Annotated in this window: 25 protein-coding genes and 1 tRNA gene; 9 read left to right on the top strand and 17 right to left on the bottom strand. The window is 69.3% G+C overall.

The annotated features are described in order from the left end of the window. Positions 1–2: 2 nt before the first annotated feature. The 6 genes from C6569_RS07575 to C6569_RS22370 are packed head-to-tail and all read right to left on the bottom strand — an operon-like array spanning position 3 to position 6,559. Positions 3–797 (bottom strand): TatD family hydrolase, encoded by a 795-nt coding sequence (locus C6569_RS07575; protein ID WP_106748273.1) that lies wholly within the window; start codon positions 795–797, stop codon positions 3–5. After that, complete coding sequence (gene metG, locus C6569_RS07570; protein WP_106748272.1) at positions 797–2,341, bottom strand: methionine--tRNA ligase; 1,545 nt, start codon at positions 2,339–2,341, stop codon at positions 797–799. Before metG ends, C6569_RS07575 begins: the two co-directional genes overlap by 1 nt. A gap of 24 nt (positions 2,342–2,365) precedes the next feature. After that, on the bottom strand, positions 2,366–3,415 hold the full coding sequence (locus tag C6569_RS07565; RefSeq protein ID WP_106748271.1) for a DNA polymerase III subunit delta': 1,050 nt from the start codon (positions 3,413–3,415) through the stop codon (positions 2,366–2,368). Further along, a complete protein-coding gene (tmk, locus tag C6569_RS07560) occupies positions 3,412–4,074 on the bottom strand; it encodes a dTMP kinase (RefSeq protein ID WP_106748270.1) in 663 nt (220 codons plus the stop codon). Before tmk ends, C6569_RS07565 begins: the two co-directional genes overlap by 4 nt. After that, a complete protein-coding gene (locus C6569_RS07555) occupies positions 4,071–5,258 on the bottom strand; it encodes a D-alanyl-D-alanine carboxypeptidase family protein (protein WP_245898266.1) in 1,188 nt (395 codons plus the stop codon). The genes tmk and C6569_RS07555 overlap by 4 nt, the downstream gene beginning before the upstream one ends. A 53-nt stretch (positions 5,259–5,311) precedes the next feature. Continuing rightward, complete coding sequence (locus C6569_RS22370; protein ID WP_281260398.1) at positions 5,312–6,559, bottom strand: septal ring lytic transglycosylase RlpA family protein; 1,248 nt, start codon at positions 6,557–6,559, stop codon at positions 5,312–5,314. A 318-nt stretch (positions 6,560–6,877) separates the two neighbouring features. Between C6569_RS22370 and C6569_RS07545 the strand changes: the two genes are divergently transcribed. From C6569_RS07545 to C6569_RS07535, 3 genes are all read left to right on the top strand, one after another. Continuing rightward, a complete protein-coding gene (locus tag C6569_RS07545; RefSeq protein ID WP_106748269.1) occupies positions 6,878–7,288 on the top strand; it encodes a hypothetical protein in 411 nt (136 codons plus the stop codon). A 126-nt stretch (positions 7,289–7,414) separates the two neighbouring features. Next, positions 7,415–8,329: an AraC family transcriptional regulator gene (locus C6569_RS07540; protein ID WP_106748268.1), complete on the top strand. Its 915-nt coding sequence runs from the start codon at positions 7,415–7,417 to the stop codon at positions 8,327–8,329. Between the two features lie 140 nt (positions 8,330–8,469). Further along, positions 8,470–9,219 carry an SDR family oxidoreductase gene (locus C6569_RS07535; protein WP_106748267.1) on the top strand — a complete coding sequence of 250 codons (750 nt, stop codon included), beginning with the start codon at positions 8,470–8,472 and terminating at the stop codon, positions 9,217–9,219. An 83-nt stretch (positions 9,220–9,302) separates the two neighbouring features. Here C6569_RS07535 and C6569_RS07530 read toward each other — a convergent pair. Together C6569_RS07530 and C6569_RS07525 are read right to left on the bottom strand one after the other, a co-directional pair. Then, positions 9,303–9,392 (bottom strand) — tRNA-Ser (locus C6569_RS07530). 183 nt (positions 9,393–9,575) lie between these two features. Further along, positions 9,576–9,857 (bottom strand): hypothetical protein, encoded by a 282-nt coding sequence (locus C6569_RS07525; protein ID WP_106748266.1) that lies wholly within the window; start codon positions 9,855–9,857, stop codon positions 9,576–9,578. 189 nt (positions 9,858–10,046) lie between these two features. On the opposite strand from C6569_RS07525, the gene rimO reads away from it, so the two are divergent. Both rimO and C6569_RS07515 read left to right on the top strand, forming a co-directional pair. Then, positions 10,047–11,390 carry a 30S ribosomal protein S12 methylthiotransferase RimO gene (gene rimO, locus C6569_RS07520; protein WP_106748265.1) on the top strand — a complete coding sequence of 448 codons (1,344 nt, stop codon included), beginning with the start codon at positions 10,047–10,049 and terminating at the stop codon, positions 11,388–11,390. Positions 11,391–11,659: 269 nt separating this feature from the next. Beyond that, a complete protein-coding gene (locus C6569_RS07515) occupies positions 11,660–12,331 on the top strand; it encodes a L,D-transpeptidase (RefSeq protein WP_106750939.1) in 672 nt (223 codons plus the stop codon). Positions 12,332–12,752: 421 nt separating this feature from the next. Here C6569_RS07515 and lpdA read toward each other — a convergent pair whose 3' ends face one another. From lpdA to C6569_RS07475, 8 genes are all read right to left on the bottom strand, one after another. Beyond that, positions 12,753–14,192 (bottom strand): dihydrolipoyl dehydrogenase, encoded by a 1,440-nt coding sequence (gene lpdA, locus C6569_RS07510; RefSeq protein WP_106748264.1) that lies wholly within the window; start codon positions 14,190–14,192, stop codon positions 12,753–12,755. Positions 14,193–14,216: 24 nt separating this feature from the next. Further along, positions 14,217–14,702: a hypothetical protein gene (locus tag C6569_RS07505; RefSeq protein ID WP_106748263.1), complete on the bottom strand. Its 486-nt coding sequence runs from the start codon at positions 14,700–14,702 to the stop codon at positions 14,217–14,219. 12 nt (positions 14,703–14,714) lie between these two features. Beyond that, on the bottom strand, positions 14,715–16,091 hold the full coding sequence (locus C6569_RS07500) for a pyruvate dehydrogenase complex dihydrolipoamide acetyltransferase (RefSeq protein WP_106748262.1): 1,377 nt from the start codon (positions 16,089–16,091) through the stop codon (positions 14,715–14,717). Between the two features lie 23 nt (positions 16,092–16,114). Further along, positions 16,115–16,408 carry a DUF5076 domain-containing protein gene (locus C6569_RS07495; RefSeq protein WP_106748261.1) on the bottom strand — a complete coding sequence of 98 codons (294 nt, stop codon included), beginning with the start codon at positions 16,406–16,408 and terminating at the stop codon, positions 16,115–16,117. A 172-nt stretch (positions 16,409–16,580) separates the two neighbouring features. Further along, complete coding sequence (locus C6569_RS07490; RefSeq protein ID WP_106748260.1) at positions 16,581–17,990, bottom strand: pyruvate dehydrogenase complex E1 component subunit beta; 1,410 nt, start codon at positions 17,988–17,990, stop codon at positions 16,581–16,583. Positions 17,991–18,071: 81 nt separating this feature from the next. After that, complete coding sequence (pdhA, locus tag C6569_RS07485; protein WP_106748259.1) at positions 18,072–19,181, bottom strand: pyruvate dehydrogenase (acetyl-transferring) E1 component subunit alpha; 1,110 nt, start codon at positions 19,179–19,181, stop codon at positions 18,072–18,074. Positions 19,182–19,364: 183 nt separating this feature from the next. Beyond that, entirely contained in the window at positions 19,365–19,682 is a 318-nt protein-coding gene (locus tag C6569_RS07480; RefSeq protein WP_106748258.1) for an FtsB family cell division protein, read from the bottom strand. Between the two features lie 7 nt (positions 19,683–19,689). Beyond that, a complete protein-coding gene (locus C6569_RS07475; protein ID WP_106748257.1) occupies positions 19,690–20,631 on the bottom strand; it encodes a DMT family transporter in 942 nt (313 codons plus the stop codon). 222 nt (positions 20,632–20,853) lie between these two features. Between C6569_RS07475 and C6569_RS07470 the strand changes: the two genes are divergently transcribed. Then, the gene (locus C6569_RS07470) at positions 20,854–21,531 is read left to right on the top strand and encodes a YbjN domain-containing protein (RefSeq protein WP_146144753.1); all 678 of its coding nucleotides are present in this window, start codon (positions 20,854–20,856) and stop codon (positions 21,529–21,531) included. A 66-nt stretch (positions 21,532–21,597) separates the two neighbouring features. Here C6569_RS07470 and eno read toward each other — a convergent pair whose 3' ends face one another. Continuing rightward, complete coding sequence (eno, locus tag C6569_RS07465) at positions 21,598–22,881, bottom strand: phosphopyruvate hydratase (protein ID WP_106748256.1); 1,284 nt, start codon at positions 22,879–22,881, stop codon at positions 21,598–21,600. A gap of 195 nt (positions 22,882–23,076) precedes the next feature. Between eno and queF the strand changes: the two genes are divergently transcribed. From queF to pimA, 3 genes are all read left to right on the top strand, one after another. Further along, positions 23,077–23,523, top strand: a complete 447-nt coding sequence (queF, locus tag C6569_RS07460) for a preQ(1) synthase (RefSeq protein WP_106748255.1) — start codon at positions 23,077–23,079, stop codon at positions 23,521–23,523. Between the two features lie 141 nt (positions 23,524–23,664). Beyond that, on the top strand, positions 23,665–24,534 hold the full coding sequence (locus C6569_RS07455; RefSeq protein ID WP_106748254.1) for a hypothetical protein: 870 nt from the start codon (positions 23,665–23,667) through the stop codon (positions 24,532–24,534). Between the two features lie 100 nt (positions 24,535–24,634). Further along, a complete protein-coding gene (pimA, locus tag C6569_RS07450; RefSeq protein WP_106748253.1) occupies positions 24,635–26,290 on the top strand; it encodes a dicarboxylate--CoA ligase PimA in 1,656 nt (551 codons plus the stop codon). The last annotated feature ends 78 nt before the right edge of the window (positions 26,291–26,368 follow it).

Raw genomic sequence — 26,368 nt, 5'->3', positions numbered from 1 at the left:
TCTCAGGCCGAGAGCTGCCGGCCAGGATCGGCCTTGGCGAAGAGACGGTAGAAATTCTCGGTGGTCTGGCGAGCCATCTCTTCCGGCGCGACGCCGCGCGCCTCGGCGATCACCCGGCCGGTCTCGACGACGTAGGACGGCTCGTTGGTCTTGCCGCGGAACTTGCCCGGCGCAAGGTACGGCGCGTCGGTCTCCACCAGAATGCGGTCGGCGGGAAGTTCAGCGGCGAGTTCGCGCAGGTTGGCCGCGCTCTTGTAGGTGGCGATGCCGGAGAAGGACACGTAGAGGCCCAGCGCCACGCCGGCCATGGCGAGTTCGCGCGAGCCGGTGAAGCAGTGCAGGACGGCCTTGAAGGCCCCCTTCCCCATTTCCTCCGTCAGGATCGCCGTGACCGTCGCGTCGGCCTCGCGGGCGTGAATCACCAGCGGCAGGCCGGAGGCGCGCGCCGCGGCGATATGGGTGCGGAATCCCTGCTCCTGCGCCTCGCGTGGCGACTTGTCGTAGAAGAAGTCGAGGCCGGCCTCGCCGATGGCGATCACCCTGGGATGTTCAGCGAGGGCGACGAGTTCCTCCGCCGTGACGTCCAGTTCCTCATGCGCATTGTGCGGATGGGTGCCGACCGAGCACCAGATGCCGTCATGGGCTTCCGCGATGGCGCGGATGCCGTCGAAGCGGCGGACGCGGGTGGAGATGGTCACCATGGACCGGAGCCCCGCCGCGACGGCCCGGCCGATCAGCCCGTCGCGATCGGCGGCGAGTTCCGGGAAATCCAGGTGGCAATGGCTGTCGACCCACATCAGGCCGCGGTCTCCGGCTCGACATAGCGCGGGAAGACGCCGGCCGGCGCCGGCAGCGCGGTGCCCGGCTTCAGCCGCGTGCCGAGGGCCGCGAAGTCACGGGCGTCCTCCGGCACGGCCAGCAGGTCGAGCAGCTTCGGCGCGCCGAGCGGAATGGCGGGCGCCGCGAGGATCGCCGCCTGGCGGATCACCTCGGCCGTGACGTAGAGCACCGTTTCCATGCGCGCGGGATCGGTCTTGCGCAACGCCCAGGGAGCCTGCCCCGCGAAATAGCGGTTGGCTTCGCCCACCACCGCCCAGACCGCCTCGAGCCAGCGATGGATCTGCTGGCTCGCCATGGCCTCGCGCGAGACGGCCAGCATGCCGTCTGCGGCCGCGAGCATCGCCTCATCCTCGGGGCTGAAGGCGCCGGGCGTCGGCAGAATTCCTTCGCAGTTCTTGGCGATCATCGACAGCGAGCGCTGGGCGAGATTGCCGATGTCGTTGGCGAGATCGGCGTTGGTGCGCGCGACGATGGCCTCGTGCGAATAGGAGCCGTCATTGCCGAAGGCGACCTCGCGCAGCAGGAAATAGCGCATGGCGTCGACGCCGTAGGCCTCGGCCATGGCGAAGGGATCGACGACGTTGCCGAGCGACTTCGACATCTTCTCGCCGCGGTTGAACAGGAACCCGTGGCCATAGACGCGCTTCGGCAGGGCTAGGCCCGCCGACATCAGGAAGGCCGGCCAGTAGACGGCGTGGAAGCGGACGATGTCCTTGCCGATGACGTGGAGGTCCGCCGGCCAGTAGGCCCATTTCGGATCGGTCTCGTCGGGAAAGCCGGCGCCGGTGATGTAGTTGGTCAGAGCGTCGACCCAGACATACATGACGTGACCGTCGGCGCCGGGCACCGGCACGCCCCAGTCGAAGGTGGTGCGCGACACCGAGAGGTCCGTGAGACCGCCCTTCACGAAGCTGATGACCTCGTTGAAGCGCGTGTCCGGGCCGACGAAGTCGGGGTTGGCCTCGTAATGGGCGAGCAGACGGTCCTGGTACTTGGACAGGCGGAAGAAATAGGTCTCCTCCTTCGTCCATTCGACCGGAGTGCCCTGCCCGCCGACGCGCACGCCGTCCGCGCCGACGGAGGTCTCGTCCTCGGCATAGAAGGCCTCGTCGCGGACCGAGTACCAGCCCTCGTAGCCACCGAGATAGATGTCGCCGGCCGCCACCATGCGCTCCCAGATCGCCTGGCTGGAGCGGTAGTGCCGCGGCTCGGTGGTGCGGATGAAGTCGTCGTTGGAGATGGCGAGCGCCCCGGCCATGGCACGGAAGCGGTCGGCATTGCGGTCGGCGAGCGCGCGCACGGGCAGGCCCTCGCGCTCGGCCGTCTGCACCATCTTCAGGCCGTGCTCGTCGGTGCCGGTCAGGAAGAAGACGTCGCGCCCGTCCGCCCGCATGAACCGGGCGATCGCGTCGGTGGCGATCACCTCGTAGGCGTGGCCGATATGGGGCGCGCCGTTGGGGTAGGAAATGGCGGTCGTGACGTAGAAGCGGGGCTTCGACATGGGGCGTTTCGGACGGTTGCGGGGTCAGGCGCGCCGCCGGCCGGCCTCGGCGAGCCAGCCGAAAACCTGGAAAACGAAGGGCTTGCGTTCGAGGTTGAACGTGCGCACCTGCGCCGCGGTAGCCTCGACCTTCTCCCATACCTCGGCATGGGGTGCAAGGCGGCGGGGCCCCTCGCCCGCGGCCGCCGCCACCTGCCGGTGGAGGTGGGCGAAGACCAGCCGCAGGAAGAGCTCGAACAGGCCGTCGTCGCGGCGGGCGAGCTTGTCGCCGAGGGCGTGGACGGCGAGCGGATCGGGCGACGGCAGGCCGTCGAGGAGCCGGGTGACCTCGCCGGCGAAGCTCTCCTGGCCGCCCTCGGCGATCTCCAGCGCCCGGCGCAGGCTGCCGTCGGCGAGCGCGGCGATGCGGCCGGCCTCGTCCGACGGCACGCGGATGTCGTCGAAGGTCTGGAGCCCCGCCGCGATCTCCTCTTCGCTCAGCGGCAGCAGCGGCAGGGTGCGGCAGCGCGAGCGGATGGTCGGCAGCAGCCGGCCCGGCATATGGGCGAGGATGAGGAAGAGCGAGCGCGGCGGCGGCTCCTCGAGGAGCTTCAAAAGGGCGTTGGCGCTGGAACGGTTGAGGTCGTCGGCGGCGTCGACGATGCAGATGCGCCATCCCCCCTCGCCCGCCGTGGAGCCGAAGAAGCGGACGATCTCGCGCATGGCGCCGACGGAAATGTCCTGCGGGATCTTGTCCTTGCCGGCCTCGGCGATGCGGCGCAGCGCCAAGAGGTCCGGGTGCGATCCGGCGACGATGCGACGCGCGGCGGGGTGGTCGGCGGCGACGGCGAGGTCCGCCATGCCGGCGGGAACGGCAGCGGGCACGGGATTGGCGAGGACGAAACGGGCGAAGCGATAGGCGAGCGTCGCCTTGCCGATGCCCTCGGGGCCACCGATCAGCCAGGCGTGGTGCATGCGCGGGCCGCGATAGGCGTCGAGCAATTGCCGCTCGGCCTCGGCATGGCCGATCAGCACCTGCCGCTCGCGCGGGTGCGGTGCGCCGTCGAGCCGGTCGGCGGCATTCTCCTCGATCATGGCGCCACCAGCCGCGGGGCGAGGCCGAAATGGGCGGTGACGGCCTGGCGGATGGATTCGGCGACCACGTCCGCCTCGGCGGCGGCGTCGATCAGGCGGCAACGCTCCGGCTCGGCGCGGGCGATGGCCTTGAAGCCGGCCCGCAGCTTGTTGTGGAACGCGAGGCCCTCCTTCTCGAATCGGTCGGTGGCTTCGCCCCGGCTGGCGACGCGGGCGAGGCCGACCTTCACCGGCAGGTCGAGGATGAGGGTCAGGTCCGGCCGGTCCTCCCCGACCGTGACCCGCTCGAGGGCCTGGATGAAGCCGAGCGGCACCTTGCCGGCATGGCCCTGATAGACGCGGGTGGAATCGGCGAAGCGGTCGCAGATGACCCAGGCGCCGCGCTCCAGCGCCGGCTTGATGGTGACGGCGAGGTGGTCGCGGCGCGCCGCGGCGAAGAGCATGGTCTCGGCCTCCGGCCCAAAGGGCTCGGCGCCGCCGGAGAGCAGGACGTGGCGCATGATCTCGGCGCCGGGCGAGCCGCCGGGCTCGCGCGTCATCACCACGTCGAGGCTCCGCTGTTCGAGGAAGGCGGCGAGACGGCGCGCCTGGGTCGACTTGCCGGCCCCCTCCCCGCCCTCAAGCGTGATGAAGCGGCCGCGGGGCTTCTCCGCGGTCACGGCCTCGCCACCCCGCGGATCCAGCCGGTGCCGAGTTCCCAGGCGCCCTGCATGGCGCGCTGGGTGAGCGTGCCGGCCTCGACGTCGGCGGCGGCGAAGACCGGCACCTGCAACGCCACCTGCGAGCCGCGCATGACCCTCAGATAGCCCACCTCGGCGCCCTGCCTCACCGGCGCGCGCACCGGGCCGCGATAGACGATCTGGGCGCTGACCCGGTCCGACTGGCCGCGCGGCAGCAGCAGGCGCACGAGCTTGCCGGCGGTGACGGGCACGCTGCCCTGCGCGCCGCCAAAGACGGCGACCTCGCCGATCCTTTCCTGCTCCTGGAAGAGGTCGCGCAGCTCGAAGGAGCGGAAGCCCCAGTCGAGCAGTTTGCGGGCCTCGTTGGAGCGCTCCTGCAGCGAGCGGGCCCCCATCACCACGACGATGAGACGCTGGCCGTTCTGCACTGCCGACCCCGCGAGGTTGAAGCCGGCCTCCTCGATATAGCCGGTCTTCAGCCCGTCGGCGCCGGCATAGGTGCCGAGGAGCGGGTTGCGGTTCTGCTGGCGGATGCCGCCCCAGGTGAACTCGCGCTCGGCATACAGGGCGTACTGCTCGGGGTAGGTGCGGATGATGTGGTCGGCGAGCAGCGCGATCTCGCGGGCGGTGGTGCGCTGTTCCGGATCCGGCAGGCCGGTGGCGTTGCGGAACACCGACCGGGTCAGGCCGATGGCGCGCGCCCGCGTCGCCATGACCGGCAGGAAATTCGCCTCGGTGCCGGAGACCGCCTCGGCGAGCGCGATGGCGGCGTCGTTGCCGGACTGGATGATGGCGCCGCGCATCAGGTCCTGCACCTTCACGCGCGAATTGACGGCGGCATACATGGAAGAGGTGCGGGACGGGGCCCCTCCCCGCCGCCAGGCATCCTCGCTGATGACCACCTCCTGCTCCGGCTGCAGCCGACCCTGACGGATCTCCTCGAAGATCACGGCCATGGTCATCAGCTTGCCGAGGCTGGCGGGCGCCTGGAGCTCGTCGGCCGCTTTCTCGAACAGCACGGATTGCGTGCCGACGTCGACGAGGATGGCGTTGCGGACCGTGGTCTGGAAATTGTCCTGGGCGCGGGCCGGCGACAGGGCCGCCATCAGGGCGACGAACACTGCGGCGGCGGTCACGATCAACCCGTTCGGCGGCTTGGTCACTGTCGTCCTCCCGCCCCATGGATGGGGCGGGCCGCCGGTGAAATCAAGGCGGATCAGTAGAGGGAGGAGAAGCCGAGAGCGGCGCGGACCGGGGCACCGCCCGGCATGGCGGCGATGGCCGGCGCCGGGGCGCGCGGCGGCGCGAAGGCCGTGGCGGCGGGAATGCTCACCGGCCGCGACGAGGCGGTGGCGAGGACCGGGGCAGAGGGCGTTGCAGGAATCGCCTGCGGCGCCGGTGTGGCGACGACGGTCACGCCGGGCGCAGTCTGGATCGCCGCGGGCTGCATGGTTGCGCCGGAGCGGGCGACGACCGTAGTGGCGGCCGGCTCGAGCGAGGACGGACGGGTGGGCGGCAGCGGCGCGGAGGCCATGGTGACCGGCGATTCGGCCGCCTGCGGCGCTGCGGCCTGGATGACCGGGGCGACGCTCGGCGAGGGGTCCGGCTGGCGCATGTCCGGGCTGGACACCGGCCGGGCCTGCGCCTCCTGGCGGAAGAAACCGAAGGCGGGCGCGGGAGCAGTCGCCTGCGCCGGGGCGGCGGCCACCTGTACGGCGGGAGCCGCGGCGCGCGGGGCCGGATCGGGCACGGTCTGCGGCGCCGCCGAGGCGATCATGGTGTCGGTGACCTGCTGCGGGCGCGGTGCCGGCCGACCGTCGGTGCGCAGGGTGGCGAGCAGGATGCGGTCGTCGGACCCTTCCAGCGCGGCGCGGCCGAGATATTCCACCTTCACGCGGGCAAGGCCCTGGCCGCGGAAGTTCAGCATGTTGGAGGCCCGGTGCGACAGGTCGATCACGCGGTTGCCGTGGAACGGGCCGCGGTCGTTGACGCGCACCACCAGCGAATGGCCATTGGAGAGATTGGTGACGCGGGCATAGCTCGGCATCGGCATGGTGCGGTGCGCCGCCGAGAGCATGTTCATGTCGTAGACTTCGCCGTTGGCGGTCAGCCGGCCGTGGAACTGGCGTCCGTACCAGGAGGCGACGCCGGTCTCGGTATGGCCGTCGCGCTTTTCGAAGGGCGTGTAGACGCGGCCCGCGACGCGATAGGGTCGGCCGACCCGGTAGACACCGCCGCCGCGGGGCACGGGAGCGCCCTCCGCCACCACGCGCGGGCTAGAGCTGACTCCGTAGCGGGCATTGAAGCGGTCCACGGGGCCGTCGCCGGTCGCGGCGGTCTGGCTGTTGCAGCCGCCGAGCGCGATTCCCATGCCGCAGAGGGCGGAACAGGCGAGAAGCCTCGTCAGGGAGGCCTTGCGCATGGCCGTCGGACGCGATCCCTCGCTCGTCGCAATCTGGGTCAAGCCGGTCGCTCCATGCCGCATGCCGCGGGCCTTACGGCCCTCATCCCGTCGGTTGTCATAACCGATGGAGACGCAGGCCGCCAGTGTCGGGGAAATTGAGACGAATTCGTGACGCGTGTCTCATTCTGGCCCGGTGATGGTTGAGGCGGGATTAAGGGGGCGGAAGGCACGCCACCCGGGCGTCAGCCTGCGATCAGCCGCTCCGACCGGCGGATGGGACGCCGCGGCCTTGCGGTTCACGCCCCGACCGTGCGCAAATTGCGCCGCGTGGCCCGTCTGGCACCTCCGGATCTGCCCTGCCCCCCCCAGGACAAGCGCATGTTCGGCATCATGGCCCTGCTCGCCTTCACACTGCCCTGGGTGCTGCTGCCCGCGATGGCGGGGCTGATCTGGCTGCTGCGGACCCGGCGCCTGCGCGCCGTGCCGGCGCTCGCGGCCCTGATTCTCGCGGCGCTGCCGCACCTGCGCGAGTGTCTCCATGCGATCGGCCTCGGGCTGCCCTATCCGGGCGAAGAAACGACGGCGCTGGGCCGCAGTTTTCGTGCGCAACTGAGCGCCGCCGAGGGTTTCGCCTGGCCCCTGCTCGTCCTCGCGGCCGTGGCGGCGGCCGTCTTGTCGTGGCCTCCGCCCGACAGGACCGGCACGCGCGTGCTGGCCGTGCTGGTGGTGGCCGGCCTCGCGGCTTCGGCGGCGCTGATCTGGTCGTTCACCGGGTTGCGGTTCAACTGAGCCGTGGATCGACCGCGACCGGAGGTGTTCCCGCCTGTTGCGTTCCCGCCGTCGAGGCGCCGATAGACAGCACGCCGCGAGACGCCTTAGATATCATCGCCTCGCAAATAATACGGATCGTCTCGCTTGGACCCTCTCAGCGATGTCATTGCCCTGCTGCGGCCACACACGGCCATATCCAAGCCGATCACCGGGCGGGGGTCCTGGGGTGTGCGCTACGCGGCCCACAATGCTCCCGGTTTCACGATCATTCTGAAAGGCACCTGCTGGATCGCATTCGAAGGCGAAGAACCCTGGATCCTGGACACAGGCAGCTTTCTTCTCCTGCCATCCGCCCCGGCTTTCACACTGAGCAGTCATCCGGGCATCGACTGCCAGCCGCGCGAGCCGATGGGCGGGGCAGTCCGCCATGGTGAGCAGCATGGCGAAGCCGAGTTCGAGGCGCTCGGCGGTACGTTCCACATTGAGGCGATCAATGCGCCGCTCGTTCTCGCAATCCTTCCGCGCATGATCCATATCCCGCATGCGGCCGGCCGCTCGGCGCGACTTGGTCGGGTGATCGACCTGATCCGGGAAGAGTGCAGCCGCGACGAGCCGGGCAAGGACATGATCCTCCAGCGCCTGCTGGAGGTGCTGCTGGTCGAAGCCCTCCGCTGGCATGGTGTCACGCCTGACGATGCCCGCGCCGGCCTTCTCAGGGGGATGCGCGATCCAGCCCTGGCGCGCGTCCTCGGTGCCATGCACGCCGACGTGCGCGCCGACTGGACCGTCGCGAGCCTCGCGCGGATCGCCGGACAGTCGCGCTCCGCCTTCGCCGCGCGTTTCGGCGCGGCTCTGGGTTGCGGGCCGATCGAATATCTCGCCCGGTGGCGCATGGCCTTGGCAAAAGACGCCCTGATGCGCGGCACAAAGACGCTCGACCGAATTGCCGAAGAGATCGGCTACGAATCCGCGAGTGCCTTCAGCACGGCGTTCCGCAAGCGACTTGGATGTCCGCCGGGGCGGTTTGCCCGGACGGGCGGGTCCGCCGATACCGCATAGAGCCGGTCGGACGCGACACCTGCCCGTATCGCCCCTGTCCCTCCGCTGGACGGTATGACATAAACGCCGGACTGTGAATTATAGACCGTCCTGTTCGGCGTGGCTATCAGGGGACCATTCGCAACCGAATGGAGTTTCCCATGCAGACGATCCTGATCACCGGCACGTCCTCCGGCTATGGCCTGGAGACGGCGCGTCATTTCCTCGACAAGGGCTGGAATGTCGTCGCGACCATGCGGCGCCCCGACCCCACGCTTCTGCCGACATCGCCGAACCTGCGTGTCCTGCCGCTCGACGTGACGCAGGACGAAAGCATCGCAGCGGTCGTTGCGGCCGCCGGGCCGATCGATGTGCTGGTCAACAATGCCGGCATCGGCGTCGTCGGCGCCTTTGAAGCGACGCCGATCGCCCATATCCGCAAGGTGTTCGACACCAATACGTTCGGTGTCATGGCCATGTGTCAGGCCGTCATTCCGCAGATGCGCGAGCGCTGCTCGGGCGTGATCGTCAACGTGACATCGAGCGTCACGCTCGCCGCCATGCCGCTCGCGGCGGCCTATACCGCCAGCAAGCAGGCCATCGAGGGCTTTACCGGCTCTCTCGCCCACGAACTCGCCCATTTCGGGATCCGCGCCAGATTGGTGGAGCCGGGATACGCTCCAACGACACGCTTCGCGCAGAATTCGGACCTGTCCGTCGCGGATCTCATTCCGCCGGCCTATGCCGATTTCGCGGCACCGATCTTCGACGGCTTCGCCAGGCCGGCGATGACGACGAAGGAGACGGATGTCGCGGAGGCGGTCTGGAGCGCGGTCCACGACAGGTCCGGCCGGCTTCAGTTTCCGGCCGGGGCCGATGCGGTCGCTCTCTTCGAGGCGCGCCGGGGCTGAGGTCCGCCCCGGATTGATTTCCCAGAGGCAATCCGACGGTGGCTCGTGGGACGCTTCTCGCAAAGTCGGCATTGGGGCGAAGCTGGCGGAGAGGGTGAGATTCGAACTCACGGTGGGCTTGCACCCACGGCGGTTTTCAAGACCGCTGCCTTAAACCACTCGGCCACCTCTCCGGGGCGTCGCCGCCGGTCCTGTTGTCTAGGGCGAGGCGGCCCGTGCCGTCAACGCGGCGGATGGGTGGCCGGGAGCCGTGGGTGAAGCCCGCCCTGCCCGCTTTCGCCGCCTTCCACGCCGGGCATGAAAAAGCCCCGCCGCCCGGAGGCGACGGGGCAGGCCCGATGGCGGGAGGCCGGCCGTCAGAAGCGGCAGACGCGCTCGCCCCAGCGGTTGATCCAGCAGCGGCGCACCGGACGGAAGGGGCGCGGGCCGTAGAAGCCGTAGGGACGGTAGGGGCGATAGGGACGGTAGTAGCGGCGGCGCGGGCCGTAGCCGTAGCCCCACTGCATTTCCAGCGGCGCGCCGGCAGCGGGTGCCGCGGCGGCCGGAGCGGCGGGAGCCGCCGAAGCGGCGGTCGCACCGAGCGCGCCGGCAGCGACGGCGCCGCCTGCGAGCGTGAGGAAGAACGAGCGACGATCCATGTGTAACCTCCTTGGACTTCACTGGGAGGACAGTGCCCCGGCCCAGTTGAACGATCGATGAACCGGCCGGCTGGCATTTGGTTCATTCGCTTCACCTGCCGTCGACGGACCGGCTCCCGCGCCCGGTCTGGCTTGTCCCGCCCCGCGGTTTCGCCTATTGGCGGGCCCTGCCCCCCGTGACGAGCTCCGATGACCGACACCGCCACCCTGCCCCCGCCGACCGACCGCGCCGCGCCGAAGATTTCCTTCGTCTCGCTCGGCTGCCCGAAGGCGCTGGTCGATTCCGAGCGGATCATCACGCGCCTGCGCGCCGAGGGCTACGAGCTGTCGCGCAGCCACCAGGGCGCCGACCTCGTGCTCGTCAACACCTGCGGCTTCCTCGATTCGGCCAAGGCCGAGAGCCTGGCGGCCATCGGCGACGCGCTGAAGGAGAACGGCCGCGTCATCGTCACCGGCTGCATGGGCGCCGAGCCGGACCAGATCCGGGCCGCCCACCCCTCCGTGCTCGCCATCACCGGTCCGCAGCAATACGAGAGCGTGCTGGCCGCAGTGCACGAGGCGGCGCCGCCGAAGCACGATCCCTTCCTCGACCTGGTGCCGCCGCAGGGCATCAAGCTGACGCCGCGCCACTATGCCTATCTCAAGATTTCCGAGGGCTGCAACAACCGCTGCACCTTCTGCATCATCCCCAAGCTGCGCGGCGACCTCGTCTCGCGCCCCCTCGGCGAGGTGATGCGCGAGGCGGAGAAGCTGGTCGCAGCGGGGGTGAAGGAGCTCCTCGTCGTCAGCCAGGACACGTCGGCCTACGGAATCGACGTGAAGTATGCCGAGAGCCAGTGGCGCGACCGCAGCTGGCGGACGAAGTTCCTCGATCTCGCCCAGGCGCTCGGCGAACTCGGCGTCTGGGTGCGGATGCAATACGTCTACCCCTATCCGCATGTCGACGAGGTCATCCCGCTGATGGCCGAGGGCAAGATCCTCCCCTACATCGACATCCCCTTCCAGCACGCCCATCCCGACGTGCTGCGCCGCATGAAGCGCCCGGCGCACCAGGAGAAGACGGTCGAGCGGATCCGGCGCTGGCGGGAGATCTGCCCGGACCTCACCATTCGCTCCACCTTCATCGTCGGCTTTCCCGGCGAGACCGAGAAGGAGTTCGAATTCCTGCTCGACTGGCTGGACGAGGTCGGCCTCGACCGGGTCGGCTGCTTCAAGTACGAGCCGGTGGCGGGCGCCACGTCCAACGCGCTGGAGGGCCAGGTGCCGCCCGAGGTGATGGAGCGGCGCTGGCACCGCTTCATGAAGAAGCAGGCGGAGATTTCCGCCCGCCGGCTGAAGCGCAAGGTCGGCACGCGCCAGCAGGTGCTGGTCGACGAGGTGGGCCCCACCGTGGTCAGGGCCCGCTCGAAGGGAGACGCGCCGGAGATCGACGGGTCGGTCTTCATCCACACGAGGCGCAAGCTCGCCGTCGGAGAGCTGGTCACGGTGAAGATCGACCGGGCCGGCGACTACGACCTGTTCGCGAGTTTGTGATCGCGGTTCGGCACGCGGCGATTGCCAGGAATTAACCGTTTTCCGGCCATCGTTCCCGCGCAGGTGGCGTGAGGCGTGGGTGCCGCAGAGGTCCGGGTGGTGCAGTGCGGCAACAGTAACGCCGCGTTTCGCCGGGCCTCACGGTTTCGTCATGTTTGACGCCCACCGCCGGTGTTACGAGCCGCCCCCTGTTCACGTAGACGCAGCGACCGACAAATCCCTCGCGGGGCGGGGAACCTTGTTCGCGGCGTCAGGTTCTGAGGCTTATGATGACGATCGATCGACGTTTCCTTGTTCTGGGCGCCCCGTTCATTCTCGGTGCCTGCACCACCCGACGCGAGGAACTGGCGATCGAGACGCCCCGTTTCGATCCCTATTACGTTGCCATGTACGGCGAGGTGCAGGGTGAGCCCCACCCCGTGCCGGCCATCGACCTCAGCCAGGTCGACCAGCGCTTCTGGCGCCGCGAGGTGCCCTATCGCGGCCGTGAAAATCCCGGCACGATCGTCGTCGATCCCACCTCCCGCTACGCCTATCTCGTCATGGAGAACGGCCGGGCCATGCGCTACGGCGTCGGCGTCGGCAAGGAGGAGGGTTTCAATCTCACCGGCATCGCCTCCATCGGCCGCAAGGCGGTCTGGCCGCGCTGGACTCCGACCCAGGACATGATCCGCCGCGAGCCGGACCGCTACGGACCCGTCGCCGGCGGCCTTCCCGGCGGCCCGGAGAACCCGCTCGGTCCCCGCGCGCTCTACCTCTACCGCGGCAACCGCGACACCCTCTATCGCCTGCACGGCACCACCGAGCCCTGGACGATCGGCACGCAGGTGTCCTCCGGCTGCATCCGGTTCCTCAACCAGGACATCATCGACCTCTACGGCCGCGTGCCGGTGGGCGCGACCGCCATCGTGTTGCCGTCGGGCGAGAGCGTCACCAGCTGACGCCGCAACGCGCCATCCGTCGAACCGAAGGCCGGCCTCGCGCCGGCCTTTTTCGTTGGCGCGGGCCGTGGCGATGCCGGCCTCGCCCGGCAGGACGGCGGCTGCCGGCGGAGCTGCGAGCGCCAGCACCGAAACAACGATCGCGACGATGAGTCCGGCCATGGTGACCTCTCCTTCCAGAACCGCTGGAGGATAGGGCTCGCCGGACTTTCGGGGACAAGGACCGTGCTCAAAGCCGTGCCGCGGGACGGCGGCGACCGCCGCGGAGCCAGCGATCATGCGGCTTCGGCCCGTTCAAAAAAATCACGGTGGTCCCGTGGCGGCCCGGGGTTGTCCCCGCCGGCCGCCCTGAACGCGGAATCATCAGCAAGGGTGATAGGACGATCATCCTTGCGGACAATCATCCTATCACCTTTCGTGATCAGGTGTGGACGACCCGGCCATAGGCGTCGAGGACGCTCTCGTGCATCATTTCCGAGAGGGTCGGGTGCGGGAAGACGGTGTGGATCAATTCCTCCTCCGTCGTCTCGCAGTTCATGGCGACGACGAATCCCTGGATGAGCTCGGTCACTTCCGCCCCGACCATGTGGGCGCCGAGGAGCTTGCCGGTCTTCGAATCGAAGATGGTCTTGACGAGGCCCTCAGGCTCGCCGAGCGCGATGGCCTTGCCGTTGCCCATGAAGGGGAAGCGACCGACCTTCACCGTGTAGCCGGCTTCCTTCGCCTTGGCCTCGGTGAGGCCGACGGAGGCGACCTGCGGGTGGCAATAGGTGCAGCCGGGGATCATCGCCTTGTCCAGGGCGTGGGTGTGCAGGCCCTTGATGGTCTCGACGCAGATGACGCCCTCGTGCTCGGCCTTGTGGGCGAGCATCGGCGGTCCCGCCACGTCGCCGATGGCGTAGATGCCGGCAATGTTGGTGCGGCCGAGCCCGTCTGTCTTCACCGTGCCGCGGTCCATGGTGACGCCGAGCGCCTCGAGGCCGAGGCCCTCGACATTGCCGACGACGCCGACGGCGGAGATCATCCGCTCGGCGGTGATGGTGCGCTTGGCGCCCTTCTCGTCCTCGACGGTCGCCGTGACGGAATTGGCGCCCTTCTCGACCTTGGTCACCTTGGTGGAGGTGAGGATCGTCATGCCCTGCTTCTCGAAGCGCTTGCGGGCATGGGCCGAGATCTCGGCATCCTCCACCGGCATGACCTGCGGCAGCACCTCGACCACGGTCACGTCGGCGCCCATGGTGCGGTAGAAGGAGGCGAACTCGATGCCGATGGCGCCGGACCCCATGACGATGAGGCTCTTCGGCATGGCCTCCGGCTTCATCGCCTCGAAATAGGTCCAGATCAGCTTGCCGTCGGGCTCGATGCCCGGCAGCACCCGCGGCCGGGCGCCGGTGGCGACGATGATGTGCTTCGCCTGATAGGTCCCTGCCCCCAGCGTGCCCTTCGGCGGGGGTACCTGCGGCTGCACCGCGGGCTTCGACGACGCGGTGACCACCAACTGCCCGACCTTGGCGATCTTCGCCTCGCCCCAGATGACGTCGATCTTGTTCTTCTTCATCAGGAAGCCGATGCCGCCGTTGAGCTGGGCCGAGACGCCGCGCGAGCGCTTCACCACGGCGCCCATGTCGACGCTCATCGTGCCGTTCAGCGTCAGCCCGTAGTCCTTGGCGTGGGTCGCGTAGTGATAGATCTCGGCCGAGCGCAGCAGCGCCTTGGTCGGGATGCAGCCCCAGTTGAGACAGATGCCGCCGAGATGCTCGCGCTCCACCACCGCGGTCTTGAAACCGAGCTGGGCGGCGCGGATGGCCGCGACATAGCCGCCGGGGCCGCCGCCGATGACGATGATGTCGTAGCTGGACATGGGTGAGGCCTTTCGTGGGTGGCGTTACAGGAACGACAGGCGCGCCGTGCGGGCGCAGTCCTCGTTCATCTCTCCGAACAGGGTGTCCGCCTCGCCATAGGCCTTGTCGAAGGCCTCGCGCGGCTGCTTGAAGGTCTCCCGGGCGATCGCCAGCAGCTTCCAGGAGAGCTGCGTGTAGCGCTCGCGGACGGCGTCGTCGCGGAAGTTGGCGAGGAATGTGCCGAGCGCGCCGAACCTGAAGACGCTCGCCTCCACCTCACGCTGGGCGAGCGGTGCGGCCGGCTCCGCGCCGGCGGCGCCCGCTGCCTCGTGCATGGCGTAGGTGCGCATCTTGATCTGGAAATAGGCGTCGATGATGTCGCGGCAGGTGCGCAGATATTCGCCGCGGATGACGTTGCGCTGCACGACCTCGAGGTTGCGCGAGTAATTGTAGCTCTGGAAGAAGGAGGACACCATGGCGAGCGTCGCCACCGCGAGGGACAGGTAGGTGAGGCGCGACGTGGCGTTCATCGCGCCTCCTCCTCAGACCAGCATGCCGATCGGGTTCTCGATATAGCCCTTGAAGGCGGCCATCAGCTCGGCGCCGAGCGCCCCGTCCACCGCGCGGTGGTCGGTGGAAAGCGTCACGCTCATGACGGTCGCCACCGCCGGCTGATCGTTCTTCACGACGACGCGCTTTTCGCCGGCGCCGACGGCGAGGATCGTCGCGTGCGGCGGGTTGATGACGGCGGCGAAGTCCTTGATGCCGAACATGCCGAGGTTGGAGACCGCCGAAGAGCCGCCCTGGTACTCCTCGGGCTTCAGCTTGCGGTTGCGGGCACGGGCCGCCAGGTCCTTCATCTCATTGGAAATGACCGAGACCGGCTTGTGGCAGGCGTCGCGGATCACCGGCGTGATGAGGCCGCCGGGGATCGACACGGCGACGCCGATGTCGGCGTGCTGGTGCTTCAGCATGGCGCCGTCGGTCCAGGTGACGTTGGCGTCCGGCACGGCGCGCAGCGACAGGGCCAGCGCCTTGATGACGAGGTCGTTGACCGAGAGCTTGTAGGCCGGCTTGCCGTCGCGGACGGGCGCCGCCTTGTTGATCTGCTCGCGCAGCGACAAGAGGGCGTCGAGCTCGCAGTCGATGGTCAGGTAGAAGTGCGGAATGGTGGTCTTCGCTTCCGTCAGGCGGCGGGCGATGACCTTACGCATGTTGTCGTGGGGGATCTCCTCGTAGGAGCCCGGCTCGAAGAGCTTCTTGATCTGCTCGTCGGAGGGTCCGGAGACGGGCGCCGGCTTGGGGGCGGCAGCCGCAGGTGCGGCGGTGGGAGCCGGCGCCGCCTTGGCCGTTCCACCCGCAGCGGCGGCCTTGACGTCGCGCTCGACGATGCGGCCGTGCGGACCGGTGCCTGCGACCTTGGACAGGTCGATGCCCTCGAGCTTGGCGATGCGCTTGGCCAGCGGCGAGGCGAAGAGCCGGATGCCGGAGGCCGCCTGGGCGATGCTGGCGGGAGCGGCGGGCACGGCCTGCGGCTTGTCCTCAGCCTTTGCGGGCGCCGCGTTGCCGATCTCGCCGCCCGTCGCCGCCTTCGGCTCGGCAGCCTTCGCCGTTTCCGGCTTCGGTGCAGCCGCAGGCTTGGCCCCTGCCCCTGACGCGGCGGCCTTCACGTCCTCGCCCTCGGCGGCGATCACCGCGATGAGCTGGTTCACCGGCACGTCCTGCGAGCCCTCTGCGACGACGATCTTCGCGAGGATGCCCTCGTCCACCGCCTCGACCTCCATGGTCGCCTTGTCGGTCTCGATCTCGGCAATGACGTCGCCGGCCTTGATGGTGTCGCCTTCCTTCTTCAGCCACTTCGCGAGGTTCCCCTTCTCCATGGTCGGGGACAGCGCGGGCATCAGGATGTCGATGGGCATGGTCGGTGCTCCGGACGGGGCCGTTAGCTGATGGCGGTGGTGGTGCCCGGATCGGTCGGGCTGTCGAGTTCGGCGTCCAGCATGTTGCGGATGCGGTCGAGGGTCAGGTCCTCGGAGGCGCCGGTCTCCATGGCGTGGATGCGGGCTACGTGACGGGCGATGTCGGCGAGCACCATGCCCCAGGCCTGGGCGTCGTCGAAGGCTCGGCGCACCGAGATATGCAGGCCTCCCTCGACGATGGCGGCGCGCACGATCTCGACGCCGCCCTTTTCCAGGGCGGCGGGCGGGATGGCGAGGGCGTCGAAGGGAAGCGTCATGTCAGCCGGCCCCCACCACGAGCAAAGACTCCTGCGTCATCCCCGGCCGAGCGCAGCGAGGGGAAGGGAATCCAGGGGCCGAAGACCACAGCCCCTGCCCTCCTGGACCCCCTTCCCTCGCCCTGCGGGCTCGCCGGGGGGTGACTGCTGAGTGGGTGGGCCACGGCCTCTCTCACTTGTAGGTCACGGCCTTCGCCGCCTCGATCACCTCGGCCACCGAAGGCAGCGCGAGCTTTTCGAGATTGGCGGCATAGGGCATGGGGACGTCCTTGCCGGAGACGCGGGCGGGAGGCGCGTCGAGATAGTCGAAGGCCTGCTCCACCACTCGCGCCGAAATCTCGGCGCCGACGCCGGACTGCTGCCAGCCCTCCTCGACGGTGACGATGCGGCCGGTCTTCATCACCGAGGCGATGATGGTCTCGGTGTCGAGCGGGCGCAGGGAGCGCAGGTCGATCACCTCGGCGTCGATGCCGAGCTTTTCCAGTTCCGCCGCCGCCTTGGTGGCATAGGTCATGCCGATGGACCAGGCGACGATCGTCACGTCCTTGCCGGGACGGTGGATGCGCGCCTTGCCGATGGGGAGCACGAAATCGTCGAGCTTCGGCACCTCGAAGCTCTGGCCGTAGAGGATCTCGTTCTCGAGGAAGATGACCGGGTTCGGGTCGCGGATGGCGGCCTTGAGGAGACCCTTGGCGTCGGCGGCCGTATAGGGCGCGACGACCTTGAGGCCCGGAATGTGCGAGTACCAGGCCGAATAGTCCTGGCTGTGCTGGGCGGCGACGCGGGCGGCGGCGCCGTTCGGGCCGCGGAAGACGATGGGGCAGCCCATCTGGCCGCCGGACATGTAGAGGGTCTTGGCCGCCGAATTGATGATCTGGTCGATCGCCTGCATGGCGAAGTTGAAGGTCATGAACTCGACGATGGGTTTCAGGCCCGTGAAGGCGGCGCCGACGCCGATGCCGGCGAAGCCGTGCTCGGTGATCGGCGTGTCGATGACGCGGCGGGCGCCGAACTCCTGCAGCAGCCCCTGCGTGATCTTGTAGGCGCCCTGATATTCCGCGACCTCCTCGCCCATGACGAAGACGGCTTCGTCCTTGCGCATCTCTTCGGCCATGGCGTCGCGCAGCGCCTCGCGCACCGTCATGGTCACCATCTCCGTGCCCTCCGGCACGTCGGGATCGGCGGCAAGCGTCGGCTGCGGCGCGGCGGCGGGCGGCGCGGTCATCACCGCGGGAGCGGCCGGCGGGGCGGACTGGTCGGCGCGCATGGCGGCGGCCTCGGGCGTCGGCTCCTGCGCCTTAGCGACGGGGGCGGGAGTCGAGGCCGCGGACGCGTCCTCGCCCTCCTGGGTCAGCACGGCGATGATCTCGTTCACCGCCACGTCCTGGGTGCCCTCGGCGACGAGGATCTTCGCCAGGATGCCCTCGTCGACGGCCTCCACCTCCATGGTGGCCTTGTCGGTCTCGATCTCGGCGATGACGTCGCCGGGCTTGACCTTGTCGCCTTCCTTCTTGGTCCACTTGGCAAGGTTGCCCTTCTCCATCGTGGGCGACAGCGCCGGCATCAGGATGTTGACAGGCATGGACGGATTCCGGTCAGGAGGTCAGGTACGGCGGATGCGATGGGCACGGCGCGGGCGGCGGAGCGCGCCCGCAGGCCGCTGTCACTTCAGGATGTCGGTCCAGAGCTCCGCGGCATCGGGCTCGGGATCGTTGGTGGCGAACTCGGCGCTCTCGGCGACGATGTCGCGCACGCCGGCGTCGATCTTCTTCAGCTCCTCCTCGGAGACCTTCCACGCCTTCAACAGGCGCTCGCGCACCTGCTCGATCGGATCGTGCTCGGTGCGCATCTTCTGCACCTCGTCCTTGGAGCGGTACTTGGCCGGGTCCGACATGGAATGGCCGCGGTAGCGGTAGGTCTGCATCTCGAGGATGTAGGGGCCCTTCCCCGCCCGGCACCATTCCATGGCGCGCAGGCCCGCGGCATAGGTCTCGCGGATGTCCATGCCGTCGACCTGCTCGCCGGGAATGTTGAAGGACAGGCCGCGGCGGGAGAAGTCGGTCTGCGCCGAGGCGCGGGTCACCGCCGTGCCCATGGCATAGCGGTTGTTCTCGATGATGTAGATGACCGGCAGCTTCCAGAGCGCGGCCATGTTGAAGCTCTCGTAGACCTGGCCCTGGTTGGCCGCGCCGTCGCCGAAATAGGTCAGCGAGACGTTGTCGTTGCCGCGATAGCGGTTGGCGAAGGCGAGGCCGGTGCCGAGCGAGACCTGGGCGCCGACGATGCCGTGGCCGCCGTAGAAATGCTTCTCGGCGGAGAACATGTGCATGGAGCCGCCCTTGCCGCGGGAATAGCCGCCGCGGCGTCCGGTGAGCTCGGCCATGACGCCGTTGGCGTTCATGCCGGTGGCGAGCATGTGGCCGTGGTCGCGATAGCCGGTGATGACCTGGTCGCCGGGCTTGGAGGCCATCTGCATGCCGACGACCACCGCCTCCTGGCCGATGTAGAGGTGGCAGAAGCCGCCGATGAGGCCCATGCCGTACATCTGGCCGGCCTTCTCCTCGAAGCGGCGGATGAGCAGCATCTCGCGATAGGCGGAGAGCTCCTGCTCCTTCGTCAGCGTCGGGGTCTTCGCCGTCGCGGACTTGGTGGCCGGCGCGCGGCCCGCGCCCTTGGATACCGGCGCCGGGCGCCCGCCCTTGGCCGGACCGTCCGACGTCTTGCTGGCCGATTTCAGATCGGCGGGCGCGGCCTTGGTCCGGGTTGCAGCCATCGGTGTCCCCTGGGCATTGGATGCTGCCCAACATGTAGCGTTTCACTCACCTCCTGGGAAGAGACGCCCCGGCGCCGTTGTGCAATGCACAAACATTTGGCATTGCAACGCAATCATGGGCTTAACCGGATCGTGGTTCACACCTGTCCGTCAACCGATTTTCGGTTCACGACGGGATGGCCGTCAGCGCCGGCCGGTGATCAGCACGAGGTCGCGGGGGTCGACGAAATTCAGGATCTCACGGGCACGCTCGTCGAGCATGTCGGGATCGATGGCGTCGGAGCGGAGCAGCGCGACGCGGCGGGCGACCTCCGTGCGCTCCTTGCGCAGGGTGGCGAGCTGGCCGTTGAGTTCGTCGATCTGGGCGATGAACTGCTGCTTGGCGTGGATGCCGCGCTCGCCGTGATAGGCGTGGAAGCCGAAATAGGCGATCAGCGCGGCGGCGGCCGCATAGAGCCCCATCGCCTGGAGAATCCGCTGACGTCTCGTGCGCACGACCATGGGGCGATCATGCGCGATCGGCGGTTTCGGGAGCGTTAACGCTTGCTGAAGGGCGGGCCCTGCCGGTGCCGGCCGCTGCGGCAACGAGCAGGCCGACGACGATGCCGGCGACGCCGAGGGCGGCGAGCGGCGTCGGAACCTCGCCGAGGGCGGGAATGCCGATGAGGGTGCCGAGGACCGGGATCATCGGCGGGAAGCGGGCGGCCAGCGCCACGCCGAGGGTGCGGGTGCCGTAGGTCCACAGCAGCAGGCCGATGGCGATGTTGAGCACGCCCTGGTTGAGGCCGTGGAAGAGCAGGACGGGCCAGGAGACCGTCGACAGGCCGGGTTCCAGAAAGGCGGCATAGACCGGCAGGAAGGCGACGGCCGACAGGGTCGAGACGATGGAGGCGCCGACCACCGAGGGCACCTGCCAGCGGCCGCAGAGCCAGGTGAAGATGCCCCAGCCGACGCCGCAGAGCACGAAGATGAGATCGCCCAGGATGGTCAGCGGCCCCTCGCGGCCGGAGGACCCGGCAATGGCGATGGCGGTGAGGCCGGCGAGCACGATGGAGAAGCCGACCATGGCGCCGAAGGGCACGCGGGCGCGCATGCCGAGATAGGCGAGCGTCGTCGCCGTCACCGCGACCATGCCGGGCTGGATGGCGGAGGCGTGGGCGGCGGGCGCGTAGTTGAGCCCGATGTTGGAGAGCACGGTCAGGGGAACCCCGCCGGTCAGCGCGAGGGCGAGGCCCCTGCCCCAGCCGAGGCCGGCGCAATCGATCGCGCCCGCGCGCACGAAGAAGGGCGCCATCACCGCCGCAGCGAAAATGAAGCGCAGCGCCGCCATGTCGTAGGCGGAGAGGCCGGATTGGAGGCCCCAGCGCACCGAGACGAACTGGCCGCCATAGATGGAGACGGCCGCGAACATGGCGAGGAGGGCGAGGCGACGTGGGGCGATGACGGGCACGGGACACCCTGTGTCGATCCTCCGCACCGCCGCAATGGGTCCGTGTGCATCGCAACCATGTGTCGCCGCCGGTAGCGGGCATTGCAGGGTCCCGCCGAGCGGCTTCCCGCCGCGGGCGGACGGACGCAACATGGACTCCACCGAAGCGCCACGGCCCGGAAATGCGGGCCAGCCACCCTGAACCCCGCAGCCCGAGGGCCGCCACACGTGCAGGAGCCGACCATGACCCTTCGCAAGTCCCGCCTCGCCCCTCTGGCTGCCGCAGCCTTCGTCGCGCTGGTTGCGGGTGGCCCGCCCGCTGCGGCACAGAAGCGCATGCCGCGCTCGGAGACGCAGGAGGGAACGCTGGCGCGGATCCATCCCGGCCAGATGGCGGCGCTGCTGCGCAATCGCGGCCTCGAGGCGGAGGTGGTGACCGAGAACAACCGCACGCGCATCCGCACCGAGATCGGCAACCGCCGCACGTCGGTCCACTTCTACGCGTGCAACGACGGCGGCTGCCAGTCGATCCAGTACCGCGCGCTGTTCCGACGGCACGAGCGCTTCACTCTCGCCTTCGTCAACGCCTGGAACTACGAGAAGCGCTTCGCCAAGGCCTATCTCGACCGGGAGGGAGGCCTGGTCCTCGAATGGGACGTGGACCTCGACGGCGGCGTGACCGTCGGCTTCGTCGCAGAATCCGTCGCCACCTTCCAGACCATGCTGACCGCCTTCGACCGCTTCACGCCGCGCGACGACGGCCCGGTGGCGCCCGATCCCGGCAATGCCGGCCGGTCCCTGTCGCCGGGTGCGCCGGATGCGGGGCGCTCGCCCACCCCGGGCCGCCCCCCCGCCGGACCCGGGCCCCAGCCGAGCGGCAAGGGGTCGACGGGCGACGCGCCGGGCGAGCGCCGCATCTGACCCGACCGACATGAAAACGGCGGGCCCCTGGCCCGCCGTCCGTCATCCCGGAAACGGGAGATCAGGTCAGCCCTTGACCTTCAGCGCGCCGCGGCCGGCGTAACGCGCCTGGGGCCCCAGCTCCTCCTCGATGCGGATGAGCTGGTTGTACTTGGCGGTGCGGTCGGAGCGGGCGAGCGAGCCGGTCTTGATCTGCCCGCAATTGGTGGCGATCGCGAGGTCGGCGATCGTCGAATCCTCGGTCTCGCCGGAGCGGTGCGACATGACGGCGGTGTAGCCGGCATTGTGCGCCATGGAGACGGCCGCCAGGGTCTCGGTCAGCGTGCCGATCTGGTTGACCTTCACCAGGATCGAATTGCCGAGGCCCTTGTCGATGCCCATCGAGAGGCGCTTCGTGTTGGTGACGAAGAGGTCGTCGCCGACGAGCTGGCACTTGCCGCCCACGAGGTCGGTCAGGATCTTCCAGCCCTCGAGATCGTCCTCGGACATGCCGTCCTCGATGGAGAGGATCGGATAGTCCGCCACGAGCTTGGCGAGGTACTTGGCCTGGGCCTTGGGGTCGCGGGTCTTGCGCTCGCCCTCGTAGACATAGGCGCCGTCCTTGAAGAACTCGGTGGCGGCGCAGTCCAGCGCGATGACGATGTCGTCGCCGGCCTTGTAGCCGGCCTTGTCGATGGCGGTCATGACGAAGTCGAGCGCGGCCTGCGCCGACTTCAGGTTCGGCGCGAAGCCGCCCTCGTCGCCCACATTGGTGTTGTGGCCGTCGGCCTTCAGCGCCGCCTTCAGCGTGTGGAAGACCTCCGAGCCCATGCGCACCGCCTCGGCGAAGGTCTTGGCCCCCACCGGCATGACCATGAACTCCTGGAAGTCGATGGGATTGTCGGCATGGGCGCCGCCGTTGACGATGTTCATCATCGGAACGGGCAGGACGTGGGAGAAGGCGCCGCCGACATATTTGTAGAGCGGCAGGTCGCGCGAGATGGCGGCGGCCTTGGCGGTGGCCAGCGAGACGCCGAGGATGGCGTTGGCGCCGAGGCGCGACTTGTTCTCGGTGCCGTCGAGAGCGATCATCGTCTGGTCGATCTGCACCTGGTTGTTGGCGTCGAGGCCGGAGAGCGCGTCGAACAGTTCGCCGTTGACGGCATCCACCGCCTTCGTCACGCCCTTGCCGAGATAGCGCTTCTTGTCGCCGTCGCGCAGCTCCACCGCCTCGTGCGCGCCGGTGGAGGCGCCCGAGGGCACGGCGGCGCGGCCCTTCGAGCCGTCGTCCAGCAGCACGTCCACCTCCACCGTCGGATTGCCGCGGCTGTCGAGGATTTCGCGGGCGATGATGTCGACGATGGCAGTCATGGCGGCCTCTCCGGCAAGGGGCGGTGGGAATGCCGGCCTTCTACAGCATGGCGCGGCTGGTTCAAGCAGCCAGGAACGGCATGGCTGCCGGGCGCCGGGCGGCGGTTTTCCCTCCGGCTCGCCGATCTGCTACACGCCTGCCCGACGAGGGGTCCGCGCCGACGGCGCCAACGGACCGCCAACAGGACGACGACCATGGCCGAACTCATGCTGGGCAAGACCGTCGGCATTCCCGCTTCGCCGGAGGCGGCGGAGCTGGACCGCGTGCCCAATCCCCATCCCGACACCAATTATGTCGCGCGTTTCGTCGCGCCGGAATTCACCTCGCTCTGCCCGGTGACGGGCCAGCCGGACTTCGCCCATCTCGTCATCGACTATGTTCCGGGCGACTGGCTGGTCGAGTCGAAGTCGCTGAAGCTCTACCTCACCTCCTTCCGCAACCACGGCGCCTTCCACGAGGACTGCACCGTGGCCGTCGGCAAGCGGCTGCGCGATCTGCTCAGCCCCCGCTGGCTCAGGATCGGCGGCTACTGGTACCCGCGCGGCGGCATTCCCATCGACGTGTTCTGGCAGACGGGAGCCCCGCCGGAAGGGGTGTGGATCCCCGACCAGGGCGTCGCGCCCTATCGCGGCCGGGGCTGAGCGCCGGGGACCGGAGCGCCCCCCGCCCGGCACCTCACGCTAGGGAATTGACTTTTCAGCACGAATTCCGTCTCGCCGACGCTCTGCCGGCCGGCGGATCGATGGACGCCGCCCTCCCGAATCAGCGAAAGCTGGTGCGCCATGCTGAAGGCGAAACGCGACCAGGATGCCCCCGATCTTCCGGTGAGGCTCGACGGGCTGACCGACGAGCCGCCGCCGCGCAGTCTCGCGCGGCTGATGACCTGGGCCGGCATCGCCCTCTTCGCCGTCGGCGCCGCCGTCCTGGCAGCACGCAGCGAGGCGGGAAGCCAGCGTGTGGCGCGGCTCTGGGCCCCCGTCGCCCCCGGCCAACAGCAGGCCCGGGCGGAGCCCTCCCGTTCCGCAGGGTCCGACCCGCTGCTCGTCTACGAGACCCGCCGCCTCGCCGACCAGATCCGTGTCCTCGCCGCCGAACGCGAGGCGCTGATGGAGCGGCTGGCGAGCGTCGAGCGCACGGTGGGAGACGTCACCGCCTCGATTCCGCGCAGCGATCCTGCGACGGCACCGCGGCCGAACGTGCGCGTGATCGCTCCATCGCCGCCGCCCGCCGCCGCGGTCAGCCCGCCGCCGGCAGCGCCGGCCCCGGCCAGTGCCCCGCCTTCGGCACCCAGCGTCGCCCCGGTGCCGGTGCCCTCACCCGTCGCCACTCCGGTGCCGGCCGGCGCGACGCCGGAGGCGAACGATTCCACCGCCATCCGCACCGAATTCGGGGTCGACCTCGCGGGCGATCCGTCGATCGACGGGCTGCGGAGCCGCTGGCAGCAATTGCGCGCCCAGCACGGCCCCGTGCTCGAGGGCCTGAGGCCGGTCGTCGCCATCCAGGAGGGCGGCGGTGGCGGCTTGGAACTGCGGCTGGTGGCGGGGCCCCTCTCCAATGCCAATGCCGCGGCGCGGCTCTGCGCGACGCTCACCCTCGCAGGGGTCAATTGCAAACCGACCGTTTTCGACGGACAAAGGTTGGCCCTGCGCTGAGAGGCGCGGGCGGCCGCCGACGACGGTGGTCCGTGGCATCGACAACCGAAGAGCGGACAGCGGCCGGGCCGTCGAAGTTCGCCGTCAGGGAGGAATTCGCATGGCAGCCAGGCCCTTCGCTTGGGAAAAATCCTATCCGGCCGGCGTCCGCTGGGATGCGCCGATCAAGATCACCACCCTCGGGCGCCTGATCGACGAGGCGACCTCGACCTTCGCCGAGCGCCCGGTCTTCGAGTTCCGGGACAGGCTGATCAGCTACCGCGAGCTCGGCGAGCGGGTGTACCAGTTCGGCGCGGCGCTGGTGCGCGCCGGTCTCGGCCGAGCCGACACCGTCGCCCTCTACCTGCCGAACATGCCGACCCATCCGATCAGCTTCTTCGGCGCGGCCAAGGCCGGCATCCGGCTGGTCCATCTCTCGCCGCTCGATGCCGAGCGCGTCCTCGCCTACAAGCTGAAGGATGCCGGCGCGCGCACGCTCGTCACCTCCAACATCGCGCCGCTCTTCGGCATGGCGCTGAAGCTCCACGAACAGGGCCTGGTGGACCGGCTCATCGTGGCGGAGGACGCCGCCTTCGGCGAGTCCGGCCTGCCGACCCTGCCCATTCCGGACAGGCCGGGCATCGTCACCTTCGCCGATTTCGTCGCCGGTGCCGAGCCGCCGGCGGCCTGGCCCGCGGTCGACCCCGAGGACGTCGCCCTGCTGCAATATACCGGCGGCACGACGGGCATGCCGAAGGGCGCCATGCTCAGCCACAAGAACATCACCGCGGCGGTTTCCATCTACGACGCCTGGCAACCCGCCCTGCCCTCGGGCGATCCGGCCAAGGACAAGATCATCCTGGTCCTGCCGCTGTTCCACATCTATGCGCTGACCAGCGTCATGCTGCGGCAGATCACCCGCGGCTCCTGCATGCTGCTGCGCATGCGCTTCGACCCCGACCAGACCTTCGACGATTTCGAGAAGCGGCGGGCGACCATATTCCCCGGCGTGCCGACCATGTGGATCGCGCTGGTCAACCACCCGCGCTTCGCCACCGCCGACCTTTCCTCGCTCATCTACGCCGCTTCAGGCGGCGCGCCGCTGCCGGTGGAGATCGCGCGGCGCTTCGAGCAGCGCGCCGGCTTCCGCCTGACCGGCGGCTGGGGGATGACGGAGACCTCGCCGTCCGGCACCAACGTGCCGAACACCGGCGTTTCGAAGCCGGGCACGATCGGCCTGCCGCTGCCGGGCCTCGAGATGGACATCTGCGCCCTCGACGATCCGCACGCGGTGCTGCCGCCGCGCGAGATCGGCGAGATCCGCATCCGCGGCCCCAACGTCACCACCGGCTACTGGAACAAGCCGGAGGAGACCAAGGCGTCCTATGCCGACGGCTGGTTCCTCACCGGCGACATCGGCTACATGGACGAGGACGGCTTCTTCTTCATCGTCGACCGCAAGAAGGACATGATCATCTCCGGCGGCTTCAACGTCTATCCGCAGATGATCGAGCAGGCGATCTACGAGCATCCCGCGGTGGCCGAGGTCATCGTGCTCGGCGTCCCCGATTCCTACCGCGGCGAGGCGGCCAAGGCCTTCGTGACGCTCAGGGCGGATGCCAAGCCGTTCACGCTCGAGGAGCTGCAGGTCTTCCTGAAGGACAAGGTGGGGCGGCACGAGATGCCGCAAGCGCTGGAGTTCCGCGACTCGCTGCCGAAGACCACGGTCGGCAAGCTGTCGCGCGCCGAACTGCGCAACGAGATCAGGGCGGGCTGACGACACCCTGCCCGGGCGTCCGGCTTGCCCCGGGCGCACCTTCCGTGCTGACAGTGACGGGCGGAGCGGCGGGCTCCG

The sequence above is a fragment of the Phreatobacter cathodiphilus genome (assembly GCF_003008515.1).
Lineage (GTDB): Bacteria > Pseudomonadota > Alphaproteobacteria > Rhizobiales > Phreatobacteraceae > Phreatobacter > Phreatobacter cathodiphilus.
The sequence above is the reverse complement of the archived record's forward strand: the minus strand, read 5'-3'. Positions and strand labels throughout refer to the sequence as shown.